The organism is Gordonia amicalis NBRC 100051 = JCM 11271, assembly GCF_000332995.1.
GTDB lineage: Bacteria > Actinomycetota > Actinomycetes > Mycobacteriales > Mycobacteriaceae > Gordonia > Gordonia amicalis.
On sequence record NZ_BANS01000013.1, the window covers coordinates 156,211 to 168,329 of the forward strand.

8 protein-coding genes are annotated in these 12,119 nt (G+C 66.9%); 3 read left to right on the forward strand and 5 right to left on the reverse strand.

The annotated features are described in order from the left end of the window. Window positions 1-25: 25 nt before the first annotated feature. From GOAMI_RS23870 to GOAMI_RS06535, 5 genes are all read right to left on the reverse strand, one after another. Entirely contained in the window at window positions 26-637 is a 612-nt protein-coding gene (locus GOAMI_RS23870) for a hypothetical protein (RefSeq protein WP_006435630.1), read from the reverse strand. Next, the gene (locus GOAMI_RS23875; protein ID WP_006435632.1) at window positions 582-3,491 is read right to left on the reverse strand and encodes a serine/threonine-protein kinase; all 2,910 of its coding nucleotides are present in this window, start codon (window positions 3,489-3,491) and stop codon (window positions 582-584) included. Before GOAMI_RS23875 ends, GOAMI_RS23870 begins: the two co-directional genes overlap by 56 nt. A 161-nt stretch (window positions 3,492-3,652) precedes the next feature. After that, entirely contained in the window at window positions 3,653-4,666 is a 1,014-nt protein-coding gene (locus GOAMI_RS06525) for an NAD(P)H-dependent flavin oxidoreductase (RefSeq protein ID WP_006435634.1), read from the reverse strand. Window positions 4,667-4,684: 18 nt separating this feature from the next. Next, on the reverse strand, window positions 4,685-6,151 hold the full coding sequence (locus GOAMI_RS06530) for a sugar porter family MFS transporter (RefSeq protein ID WP_040004628.1): 1,467 nt from the start codon (window positions 6,149-6,151) through the stop codon (window positions 4,685-4,687). Window positions 6,152-6,328: 177 nt separating this feature from the next. Beyond that, the gene (locus tag GOAMI_RS06535) at window positions 6,329-8,725 is read right to left on the reverse strand and encodes an EAL domain-containing protein (protein WP_247603076.1); all 2,397 of its coding nucleotides are present in this window, start codon (window positions 8,723-8,725) and stop codon (window positions 6,329-6,331) included. Window positions 8,726-9,044: 319 nt separating this feature from the next. Between GOAMI_RS06535 and GOAMI_RS06540 the strand changes: the two genes are divergently transcribed. From GOAMI_RS06540 to GOAMI_RS06550, 3 genes are all read left to right on the forward strand, one after another. Next, entirely contained in the window at window positions 9,045-10,208 is a 1,164-nt protein-coding gene (locus GOAMI_RS06540) for a beta-ketoacyl synthase N-terminal-like domain-containing protein (RefSeq protein WP_040004610.1), read from the forward strand. Between the two features lie 94 nt (window positions 10,209-10,302). Beyond that, a complete protein-coding gene (locus tag GOAMI_RS06545) occupies window positions 10,303-11,193 on the forward strand; it encodes a hypothetical protein (RefSeq protein WP_006435640.1) in 891 nt (296 codons plus the stop codon). Between the two features lie 49 nt (window positions 11,194-11,242). Next, on the forward strand, window positions 11,243-12,109 hold the full coding sequence (locus tag GOAMI_RS06550; protein ID WP_040004630.1) for an LLM class F420-dependent oxidoreductase: 867 nt from the start codon (window positions 11,243-11,245) through the stop codon (window positions 12,107-12,109). Window positions 12,110-12,119 lie beyond the last annotated feature (10 nt).

Below are 12,119 nucleotides of genomic sequence, written 5' to 3' on the forward strand. Positions count from 1 at the left end.
CCGATGACACCGGGCAACTCGATCTTCACTCCGTGAGGGGCGACGTGTGCAGTCTGTCCAGGAACGGGACGACCACCGGGTCCACGTCCCTGCGAGCGGTCGTGCCCAGTTTCCGGACGATGTGTTGCACACCGGATCCCGCGTCGAGTACGGGTTGCACCAGACCCAGACGGGCACAGCGATCGAGGATCGGGAGAAGCAGTTCCTCCGCCTCGGCGAGGGACCCGCTCGCGGCCAGGCATTCGGCCAGGAGCAGCCGGGCGTCGAGCTCCGCTCTCGGCCGGGTCGTCGCGTCGATCGACCCGGCCAGGGCGCGTGCCCGTCGGCACGCGGCGTTCCGGGTGTCGGTGGTACTGACGGCCAGGAGTGCGCGGATGGCTGCCTCCTCGGTCTTCTCGGCGGTGACCTGAACGATTCCGTCCGGAAGGTCGTGGGGCATCTCGGCCGGGAACGAATCAGCGGACAGCGCTGACGCACCGATACCCGAACGGATGCGTTCGGCCGTGATGTGGGCGGCCAACCGCGGGAGATTCAGCGCCTGTGCCAGCCGTTCGCCCTCGTCCAGCCGCTCGGCGGCCTGGTCATCTTGCCCGAGAGCGTGTTTCGCGCGTGCGCCGACGACATAGGTCGCGAGCATGATCTCGACGATGCCCCCCTCGGCGCCGAGGTTGTAGGTGTCGTCGAGGAGCCGCTGGGCCTCGTCCACATTGCCGCGTTCGTACAGCAACTCCCCCGAGGAGCGCGCCACTGAGCCGGGAGCCGTAGGAGCGGTCCTCGTCGGAGGCACGAGCGAGTCCCATCGCGTGCCGGAACGATGCCTCGGCGGCGTCGAAGTCCAGTTGTTCCCGCGCCGCCACGCCGTCGAGGATGTATCCGTAGATGACGCTGAACGGTCCTTTCGTCCGGCGGTGGTGCGGACGTGCCCAGCGCTGCCATTCCCGGGCCTCGTCGTAGGCGAACCGTTGGATCTCGCGGAACGACGCGACGGCGGCGACGCCGGACAGAACCCACGGACGCAGGCGCTCGGCGCGCACCATGCAGGCCTCGACGGCCTCGTCGACGCCCTCGAGTTGATCGTCGAGAACATTCATCGAGGCACGGATGAGTCCGGTCTCCGCGCGGATGACGGCGACATCGCCATCGGGGCCGGCGCCGGCCGGGAGTGCGGCATCGATGGAGGCGAGCGCCGTGTTCGCCGGTGCCCGGTGGTGAAGAAGCGCGTGCGCCCAGGCGAGCGCCAGCTGGAGATCCGGTCGCTGCCTGCGCGTTGTCACCGGGAGCTTGGCGGCGAGGCCGAGCAGGGTGCTCATCTTGGACTGTTCGAGCAGGTCGTAGCCTTCGCGTTCGACCAGGTCGATCGCCTCGGACTCGTCGCCGGCGGCGAGGAAATGGTCGACGGCCGGGCTGAACATGCGCCGCTCGGCGAACCACGCGGCTGCTCGCCGGTGGAGATCGTCGCACCTGTCGGACTCCTGCCGTTCGAGTCGACGGCGCAGGAAGTGGGCGAACAGGTTGTGGTAGCGGAACCACTGCCCTTCGGGGTCGAGTCGGGTGAGGAACAGGTCGCGTTCCTCGATGTCCTCGAGCATGCTCTGGGTGTGGCGTCGGCCCGTCAACGCGGCCGCCAGCGACGCACAGATCCGTTCGCTGACCGAGGTCGCCAGGAGGAAGTCGAGGAGGTCCGGGTCGAGGCTGTCGAGGACGTTCTCGGCGAGGTACTCCCCCAGTTCGCGGTGGTTCGCCGAGAACTGACGGATCGCCGCGCGGGGATCGTCGTGCTCGCGCAGCGCCAGGGACGCCAGCTGCAGGGCGGCCACCCAGCCGTCGGTGGTCTCCTCGAGCTCGGCGACATCGGTGTCGTCGATCGGCAGCCCGGTTCCCCCGGTGAGTAGCTCGCGAGACTCGTCGATGTCGAAACGCAGTGCCGCGGCATCGATTTCGATGAGTTCGTTCTTCACTCGAAGACTGCTGAGCGGCAGATATCGGCGTGTGCGGCTGGTGACGACGAGCTGGAGGTGGTGGCAGCCGTTGTCGATCAGGAACTGCGCGATCGCCCGGCTCGCCGGGTTGGTGATCCGATGCCAGTCGTCGAGGACGATGCGGATGTGCTCGTCGGTCGTGTGGGCGCGATTGATCAGCGTGGTCAGCACGTAGCGCTCGGCGCCTTCGCCGTACTCCTCCAAGGTGCGGGTGAGCTCGTTTCCCAGGCCGGGAAACGTCACGCTGATCGCGTCGACGAGGTGCGACAGAAACCATGCGGGTGTGTTGTCGTCCTCGTCGATCGCCAACCACGCCGTCTTTCCGCCGGTGGTCTCGGCAGCCTGGACGTACTGGGCGGCCAGCACGGTCTTCCCGTATCCCGCGGGTCCGTGGATCAGGATCAGCCGTGCCCGATTGCCGGTGGTCAGCCGCGCGAGCAACCGGGTGCGTGGAACCGTGGCGTGGGCCAGGACCGGCGGCCGGTACTTGGCGGTGACGACGGGCGGACGCCCCGAATCCGACCCGTCGGCGCGGGTGTCGAGGTGGGGGTACTCCGAGGTGTCCGTGGACGAGTCGGTGTCGGTCGGCGCGGGACCGTCGATGTCGGCGAACAGCGGGACCGGCACCTCGGGTACGGGATATCCGAGTTCGAGGCCGGCCTGCCGCAGGGCTTCACCGAACTCGCGTGCCGTCGCATAGCGGTCTGCGGGTGTGGGGGCCATCGCCCGCGCGATGACCGTCCACAGGGGCTCCGGTATGCCTTGCGCTCGGAGGTCCGGAATCGGTTCGGTGGTGATCCGCAAGAGCTGGGCGACCAGGTCCTCGTTCTTGCGACGCCCGTACGCCGGTCGGCCGGCCAGCGCCGCGAACAGTACGGCGCCGAGCCCGTACACGTCGGAGAGCACCGATGGTGACTCACCGCGCAGCACTTCCGGCGCGGTGTAGGCCGGTGTGCCGAGGACCAGTCCGCGGGTGGTGTCGTCGCGATCGGCGAGCCGGGCGATGCCGAAGTCGGTCAGCTGTGGCTGGCCGTACTCGGTGAGAAGGATGTTCGAGGGTTTCAGATCTCGATGCAGAACGCTGGCCCGATGGGAGGTCTCCAGGGCGCCGGCGATCTTGATCCCGAGGTCGAGGACCTCGTCGACCTCGCAAGGCCCTTGGCGACGGAGCCGCGTGTCCAGCGAGCCGCGGGCGTGGAAGGGCATGACGATGTACGGGAATCCCGATCGCGTCACGCCGGCCTCGAGAATGTGGACGATGTTGGGGTGACCCGACAGACGGCCCATCGCCTGCTGTTCGCGGAGAAACCGCAGGCGATCGGTCTCGTCGCGGCCCGCCCGCAGCACCTTGACCGCCACCTCACGGTCGAGCGCAGGTTGGAGACAGCGGTAGACGACCCCGAACCCGCCACGCCCCGTGATCCGAGCGTTGGTGAAGCCCGCCGCGCTCAGATCATCCGCGATCTCCCGGGACGGGGGATCGGCTGGTCGCGTGACAGTCCGACGGGCCATCGCAGGTCCTAGAGATCGGGTCGTGTCGTCATCGATCGCGGCTGGTCGGGCGAACTCCGAAGGTCTGGTTCGGCCGACAGACGCACCGCAGGCTCATTCATGGCGTCCCCTCGTCGTCTCAGAGTCTAGGCGCCGGGGCGCGGCGAGTGCCGCGGCATGGGTCAGCCGAGACGGCGGATCGTGTCGGCCGCGGACTCGACGGCGGCGTCGCGGAATCCGCTCCCGGCCCAGAGGTTGATGCCGTCGGGGTCGGTCGCGGCGGCGCGTCGGATGCCACCGGTGAGCTTGTTGACCGCCGGATACTCGGCCACCGCGGCGTCGGTGAACTCGTCGGTGAAGCGGTTGCGCAGCGCCCGTGCGGGGCGTCCGCTGAACGCGCGGGTCACCACCGTTTCGGTGCGCGCCGGATCGGCCAGCGCATCCGCGTGCGCCGGCTTGGTTCCGGCTTCGTGGGTGCGCAGCAGCACGGTGCCGACCTGCACCGCGACCGGACCGAGGGATCGCACCTCGCCGGCTCGATCACGGGTCGACACACCGCCGGCCGCCACGAGAGGAAGGTCGACGCGTGCAAGCACCGCCCGGACGAGGTCGTCCAGCGGTTGGGTGGGCGGTTCGGTCCGACGGTCGAACACCGACCGATGACCGCCGGCGTCGGGGCCCTGTACACACAGCCAGTCGGCGCCGGCCTCGGCGGCCCTGCTCGCGTCGTCCTCGGTGGTGACGGTGACGCCCACGTTGCAGCCATGGCGTCGCAGTTCGTCGACGGTGTCGGCCGATGGGCAACCGAAGGCGAACGAGACGAAGGGAATTCGTTCGTCGCACATCAGCGCGATCTTGGCGTCGAAGCGATCGTCGTCGTCGCCGAGTTCCTCGACGGCGGGCAGTTCCACGCCGAGAGAGGCGGCGTAGTCGAGGAGGCGATCGCGGTAGCGTGCCACGGCGTCCCGATTCACCGGTTCGGTCTCGGGGACGAAGATGTTCACCCCGAAGGTGTCGGTGCCCCCGTCGCGGACGGCGGCGATGTCCGACGCGAGGCGCTCGGGAGTCAGGTATCCCGCGGCCAGCTGGCCCAGTCCCCCGGCCGTGCTCGCGGCGATGACCAGTTCGGGGGTCGTCGGACCGCCGGCCATCGGTGCCGCGACGACCGGCACGTCGAGGTCGCGCAGATCAGCCATGGACCGGTACTCCTCCGCTCATGCCTGTTCGGGGGCTCGGGCGGCGGTGATCCGGGACAGCCTGGATTCCGCGACCGAGTCCATGTCCTCGAGTTCCAGACCCTTCGTCTCCTCGACCTTCTTGAACACGTAGACGAACGATGCCGCGGCACAGAAGGCGAAGAATCCGTAGATGATTCCGAGTCCCACCGCCTCGGTCATCGGCGGGAACAGCATCGAAATCGTGAAGTTGGCGATCCAGTTCACCGCGGTGCACACGCCGAGAGCAACACCTCGGATCCGATTGGGGAACATCTCCCCCAGCATCACCCACATGACCGGTCCCCAGGTGGCGGCGAAGGCGACGACGAACAGGTTCGCGCCGATCAGCGCGATCACACCCCACGGGTCGGGAAGCGTGACGTTCTCGCCCTCACCGATCTGCTGGGTGAACGCGACACACGCCATGAGCAACCCGATGCACATCCCCACGGATCCGCCCAGGAGGAGTTTCCGACGTCCGATGCGGTCGACGAACAGGATCGCCACGAACGTCATGGCCACGTTGATGACCGCCGTGATCACCGATGTCTTGAACGAATCGCTCTCGGAGAATCCCACCGACTGCCACAGCGTCGTCGAATAGTAGAAGATCGCGTTGATGCCGACGAACTGCTGGAACACCGCGAGCCAGATGCCGACCCACACCAGCGGGTGAAGTCCGAACGACGGGCCGGTGATGTCCTTGATCGACGACTTGGACTCACGCTTGACGGTGAGCTTGATCTCCTTCACCCGATCGAGCGGGTTGTTCTCTCCGGTCACCTCCTGGAGAATGCGGGCTGCTTCCTCATCGCGGTTGCGGCCCACCAGATATCGCGGTGACTCGGGGATCATCAGAGCGAGGACGCCGTAGACGAGGGCGGGTACGACACCCACGAGGAACATCCATCGCCAGGCCTCCAGACCCCACCAGAGGTCGTTCGACGCACTGCCGGCCGTGTCGGCGAGAACGGCATCCGACAGCAAGGCGGCGAAGATGCCCATGGTGATGGCCAGTTGCTGCATCGATGCGAGTGCGCCGCGATAACGAGCGGGCGCGATCTCGGAGATGTAGGCCGGGGCGATGACCGAGGCGATACCGATGCCGATGCCGCCGAGCACGCGCCAGAGCAGCAGGTCCGGAATCGTCTGCGTGTACGCGGTGCCGATCGCCGAGATGGTGAACAATGCCGAACCGAGCAGCATCACCCGTTTGCGGCCCCACACATCGGCCAGTCGCCCGGCGAACCATGCGCCGAGGGCGCAACCGAGCAGTGCGATCGCGACGGCGAAACCCGTCATGAGCTTGCCGAGACCGAAATTCGATTCGATCGAGTCGACGGCGCCGTTGACCACGGAACTGTCGAAGCCGAAGAGGAATCCGCCGACGGCCGCGGCGACGGTGACGCCGATGACCTTCGCCGTGTGTTGTTCGGCGATCTCGCGTTGTTGCGCGTCGGCCATCACATGACCCCACTCGCCGGTGTGTCGCAGCACGAATCCTGGGACATGTCCGTGACCTCGCTGTCCGGTTGCATGGCCGTCGTTTTCGACGGTTTCGCGCCCAATCTACTCGCGGAGCGAGACCACGCGGCGCACATCCGAACACGCGTCGGTCTCGATCTGGTCTGGACCGAAAGGTCAGGAGTCGTCCCGTACCTCCTGGGGGGCCGAGCTCGCCGCGCCCTCGGTCACGATCTCGGCGAGCGGTTTCGGCCGTCCGTAGTGGTAGCCCTGTGCGAGGTCGCACCGGACGGCGGCGATTGTGGCGGCCTGCTCGGCGGTCTCGACGCCCTCGGCGATCACCCGGACGCCCATCGCGTGCGCGACGTCGACGATGCCCGCGAGGATCGTGCGGGCGCTCGGGCGTTCCTCGAGGGCGTCGACAAACGCCCTGGCCGCCTTGAGGATGCTGACCGGCAGTCGATACAGCTCACTCAGTGAGGAAGCGCCCGTCCCGAAGTCGTCGAGGGAGATGTGGATGCCGAGTGCCCGGATCTCACGCAGCAGGTTGAGCAGGCCGCCGTCGAGCGGTGCGAGCGCGCTCTCGGTTATCTCCAAGCAGAGTGATCGCGGGTTCATGCCGGTCTGCTCGCAGGTCGCCGTGAGTCGGTGGAGGAATTCGCCGTTGGTGAGTTCACGCCGGGAGGCGTTGATGCACAACATGATCTGTGCCAGCTCGGGCGTCGCTGCCACCTCGGCGCAGGCCGTTGCCAAGACGTGCGCGCCGACCTTGTCGATGAGCGTGGATTGCTCTGCGAGAGGGATGAACTCGGCCGGCGGGATCGAACCGAGGTCGGGGTGATTCCACCGCAGGAGTGCTTCGAGCGCGACAAGCGTTCCACTGTCGGTGGAGACGATCGGCTGGTAGTGGATCTCCAACTGGGAGCGGTCGGTGTCCAGGGCGCGGCGCAGTTCCTCTTCGATCCGCTGGCGGCGCTGGAGTTCTTCCCGGTGCTGCGTCCGAAACTGGACGTACGGTTCTCGAGATGCCTTGCGTGCCTGGTACAGAGCGATATCGGCATCGCGAAGGAGATCCGTGGGGGTGTACCGTTCGCCCGCCGCAACGGTGGCCACGCCGATGCTCACCCGCACCGTCAGCGGTTCGCTGCGGATGCTCACCCTTACGGGAGGTCTGATCGCGGCGCGCACCGACTCGATCTGTCGATCGATCTCGGCGGTCGTGTTCTCTTTGGTGTGGGTGGCGACCAGGACGAATTCGTCGCCCCCGATCCGCCCGACCGCACCCTCCGGGGGCGTCGCCGCCGCGAGCCGCTGGGCGACGGCGTGGAGCACCTCGTCGCCGACGGCATGACCGAGCGAATCGTTGACGAGTTTGAAGTTGTCGAGGTCGATGTAATAGATCGCCACGCAACCGGAGTCGTGTTCGGCCAGGGCATCCATGTGTGCCTCGAGCTCCTTGAGGATCCCGGCCCGGTTGTACAGCTGGGTGAGTGGATCGTGGACCGCGTCCCACGCCAGCCGGGTCCGCTCGCGATAGCGCTCGGTGATATCGGCGAAGGACACCAGTGCGACCGCGTCGGAGGTGTCGTCGTCGATCGGCCGGCAGCTGCACGACAGCCATCGCTCGCCGCCCGGCGTGTTGATCGTCGCGGTCGCATCGGTGATCGCCACCCCGGTCCTCAGACAACGGACGACCGGCGATTCGCCGTCGACGAAGTCGAGCGGCAGATCGTGGACGAGCGACCCGGGCGCGCTCTGTGGACCGAGCATGGTCGCGGCGGCCGGATTCGCCAGTTCGATTCTGCCGTCCTCTCGCACCACGATGACTGCCTGGTGCAGGGCGGCCAGGATGGTACCCAGGCGTTCGATCAGCGGTCTGCGAGTGGCTTCGGCGACGATCAGGAAGCCATCGTCCATCGACGTCACCGAGATGTGGGCCAGGAAGGTTCGATCGTTGTCGGCACGGCGGTGGAGCTGGTCCACCGTCCCACCCAGTGCCATCGCCGCCTTGATGTCGAGGGTGCCGCCGATGACCGAATCGAGTTCACGACCCAGGGCTTTGTCGGCGGTGATTCCGTACATCTGCTCGGCGGCGGGGTTCCACGACCGCACGGTCATGTTCCGGTCAACGGCGATCACGGCGTTGCTGACGTGATCGAGCAACGCCGCCTGCCGCCGTAGAGCCACCTCGATCGCCTTCTGGGCGGTGATGTCGCGCAAGATCACCTGATAGGCGGGCTTGTCGTGCCACACCGTGCGTACCGAGGTGACCTCCATCGGACGTGACACCCCGTGGGCGTCGACCATCACGACTTCCTCCGGATACGTCGACGCTCCGGCCTCCTCGCCCATGCTGACGATTCGCTCGATCATGTGCGGGAGTTCGTCAGGATGGACGAAGTCGGTGATCGGACGGCCGAGCATCTGACCCCGATCGGTCACACGAGCGAAGTCGAGCGCCGCGGAGTTCACATAGACGATGACACCGTCCTGGTGTACGGCGATCGCGTCCGGACTGAGTTCGAGGAGGAGTCGGTAGCGTTCCGCCACCGCCGCGTCGCTGGATCGGGTCATCGGCTCGGCGTGCGGCGCGACGAGATCACTGTGGCCACCGTCCGTCGGCATCGATTCCGGCACTGCGTCAGTCCTCCCCCCTACCCTGCTCCGAGCCCCCGATGTTCATATTCCCCCACACAGGGGACAAATGGAGCGCGAAAACGACGGCAGAGTCGTGCCAAAGTCAGATTCGTCGCGACCGGGCCGTGAAATCTCGTCGCGACCGGCGCAGTGAGATGGGTCGAATGCCGCTTTCTGGAGGATTCTTGTGGTGGGGTTCGGCCCGATGACCTCGACAATCGCTGTCAATTCCAAATCACGAAAAGAGAGTGCACCAATGACAAACAATAGATCGACCATTTCCGGTGTGGGAGCCGTGACCGGCTACGGATGGGGCCGGGAGGCCCTGTGGAACGGCCTCGTCTCGGGCAAGTCCGCAGCCGCGTTGCACGAGGGTTTCGGATTCGGTTCCGACGATCACGGGGGTCCGGGCTGGATTGTGCGAGTACCGGAGGGCGGCGACCAGGCGGACGGGAACACCCGGTTCGCGCGCGCGATGCGAAGTGCTGCGCGGGAGGCGATCGAGGATGCGTCGGAACGCGGCTGGCGTCCGGGCTCTCGCGTCGGGCTGGTACACGCCTGTGTGCTCGGCGATCTCGACATGTACCCGATGGTCACCTCCGGTGTCGGGCAGTACAGGGGACGTCAGTACCTGTCCGTGACACCGTCCACGCCGGTCTCGCTCCTCATGCAGGAGTATGGCTTTCACGGTCCGGCCATGAACGTGTCGGCCATGTGCACCTCGGGGTCCGCGGCGATCGTGACCGCGAAGTCGTGGCTCGACTCCGATCTCGTCGACGACGTGCTCGTCGTCGCGACCGACCTGTCGGCGAAACCCGAGGTGGTCGGCATGTTCGTGCAGCTGGGCGTCGCCGTCACCGACACCGACGCACTCGACGCCTGCCGTCCGTTCCAGACCGGCAGCCGTGGTTTCACCTTCGGCGAGGCCGCCATCGCCTTCACGATGACCAACCGCGCGATCGACGGTTATGCAGATGTGTTGGGCGGGGCCATGTCCCACGACGCCTATCACGTCACCTCGGTCGATCCGGAACTGACCAACGTCGTGGGCTGCGTGGAACAGGCGCTGTCGGCAGCCGGCGTCGCGGGCGAGGAGATCCGATATCTCAACGCGCACGGTCCGGGTACCAGGCAGTGTGATCGCGCCGAGGCGACGATCGCGGAGACGATGCTGCCCAACAGCGAGGTCTTCTCCGTCAAACCACTTGCCGGGCATTGCCAGGGAGCAGCGGGTGCGGTCGAGCTCGCCGCGTCGCTGCTCGGCTACGACCGCGGCGAGATCCCGGCGACGCCGAGGGTGTCCGAAGGTATCCCGCAACTGCTCGACGGCCTGTCCCCTCTCGATGCGGGACCCACCGTGAAGACCTCGCTGGGGATGGGTGGCCACAACGCGGCGCTGGTGATCGCGCCCCAGCGCTGACCGGAATCACGCCGACGCGGCGTGAAGTGACCCTTTTCCATACGTATTCGGCGAGATCCAAGCGGAAACCCCAGCGAAGACTCACAATTCAGAGATGCCCAACGTGCCGGAGAACTCGGCGACCGACCGACCCGCCACGGAGCACGGACCGAGGCCGGGTGCGCGTGGTGTTCTGACCGCGCTGTTGGACTCCCCCTTCGCCGGTATGTCGCCGTGGATCCTGATGGCACTGGTGACGGGACCGGGCCGCTTCGAGGAGGCAGCGGCGTCGGCCTTCGCGCTCTCGTTGTTGCTGGTCGTGGGGACCCATCGCCGCGGGAGCAGCTTCAAACTGCTCGAATTGTTCGACGTGGCCTACTTCGGGACGATGGCCGCACTGGCTCTTTTCGCCTCGGACCGTGTCATCGACTGGCTGGAAAAGTGGGGCGGCGAGATGACCAACGTCGCGTTGGTGGCCTTTGCCCTGGGCTCGATCCTCGTGCGGCAACCCTTCACCCTCCAGTACGCCCGCGAGACCACCGAGCCGGAGTACTGGACCAGTCCGCTGTTCCTGCGGATCAACTACGTCATCACCTGGGCGTGGGTCGGCGGTTTCGCCGTCGCAGCGATCTCGGGCGCCGTCGGGGACATCGTGTTGGACGACCCGAACAACTTCTGGACCGGCTGGATCATCCAGATCGGCGGCACGGTGTTCGCCATCGCGTTCACCGAGTTCTATCCCGATTACGCCACGTATCACGCCGCCGTCCGTGAGGGGTGGCCGACGGACGAGGAACCGCAGAGCATGTTCCATCTGTTCGAGTGGGTGCCCGGCTATGTCCTGGCGATCGGGATCGCCGGTCTGCTGACCGAAGAACTGAGCACAGCTGTCGGGATCGGCGTCATCGTCGTCGGGGCGGTCGGAATCAAGGTCTTCCGTCAGCTGACCGCTGCGTTCGACACCCGGCTGGCCCAGACGGTGCCGGGAACGTCGAAAGAGGCATGAACCCGGTACTCGCGCCCCGCCGCCGAGGACCGTCGGTAGTGTCGTGACCATGAATCTCGACGGGGTAGGAATCTGGAGTTCGCCACTACGATACGGAGACGCCGGGGAGGCCGCGGAAGCCGCTGCCGAACTCGACGAGTTGGGCTTCACCGCCCTCTGGATTCCCGACGTCGGCGGTCCGGTTCTCGATTCGGTGCGCAACCTGCTCGGTGCCACCGAGAAGGCGGTGGTCGCGACCGGAATCCTCAACATGTGGATGCACGAACCCGCCGATGTCGCGACCGCGCACGCGAGTTTCGCCGATGAGTTCGGTCCGCGCTTTCTGCTCGGCCTGGGTATCAGCCACGCTCCACTCATCGACGCGCAGGAAGCCGGTCGCTACCAGAAGCCGCTCGCCACCACCCGCGCATTCCTCGACAGACTCGACGCCGCGCCGCAGCCGGTCCCGGCGGACAGTCGGGTCCTCGCGGCACTCGGACCGAAAATGCTCGGTCTCGCGGCGGACCGGACACTCGGAGCCCACCCGTACCTGGTCACGCCCGAACACACTGCCACCGCTCGCGAGACACTCGGCGACCGACCGCTGCTCGCCCCCGAGCAGACCGCGATCTTCGCCGCGGACCGCGACGAGGCGCGCGCGGTCGGCACCAAGTGGCTCACGGGTTATCTCGCGATGCCCAACTACGCCAACAACCTTCGTCGTCTCGGCTTCACCGACGAGGACCTCACCACGGTCAGCGACCGGTTGTTCGACGCACTGATCGTCTGGGGCGACGAGTCGGCGATCCTGTCGCGCATCGACGAACACCGCTCCGCCGGCGCCGATCACGTGTGCGTCCAGGTACTCCAGAAGGACCACCGCGGCTTCCCGCGCGAACAGTGGCGCCGGCTCGCGGCGGCTCTCCGACAGAACTGATCGCGAACCG

What these genes read in the sequence shown, in the direction of transcription:
- GOAMI_RS23870 (WP_006435630.1), bottom strand. Translation starts at nt 637, where the DNA reads ATGCTCGCGACCTATGTCGTCGGCGCACGCGCGAAACACGCTCTCGGG.
- GOAMI_RS23875 (WP_006435632.1), bottom strand. Translation starts at nt 3,491, where the DNA reads ATGGCCCGTCGGACTGTCACGCGACCAGCCGATCCCCCGTCCCGGGAG.
- GOAMI_RS06530 (WP_040004628.1), bottom strand. Translation starts at nt 6,151, where the DNA reads ATGGCCGACGCGCAACAACGCGAGATCGCCGAACAACACACGGCGAAG.
- GOAMI_RS06535 (WP_247603076.1), bottom strand. Translation starts at nt 8,725, where the DNA reads ATGACCCGATCCAGCGACGCGGCGGTGGCGGAACGCTACCGACTCCTC.
- GOAMI_RS06545 (WP_006435640.1), top strand. Translation starts at nt 10,303, where the DNA reads ATGCCCAACGTGCCGGAGAACTCGGCGACCGACCGACCCGCCACGGAG.
- GOAMI_RS06525 (WP_006435634.1), bottom strand. Translation starts at nt 4,666, where the DNA reads ATGGCTGATCTGCGCGACCTCGACGTGCCGGTCGTCGCGGCACCGATG.
- GOAMI_RS06550 (WP_040004630.1), top strand. Translation starts at nt 11,243, where the DNA reads ATGAATCTCGACGGGGTAGGAATCTGGAGTTCGCCACTACGATACGGA.
- GOAMI_RS06540 (WP_040004610.1), top strand. Translation starts at nt 9,045, where the DNA reads ATGACAAACAATAGATCGACCATTTCCGGTGTGGGAGCCGTGACCGGC.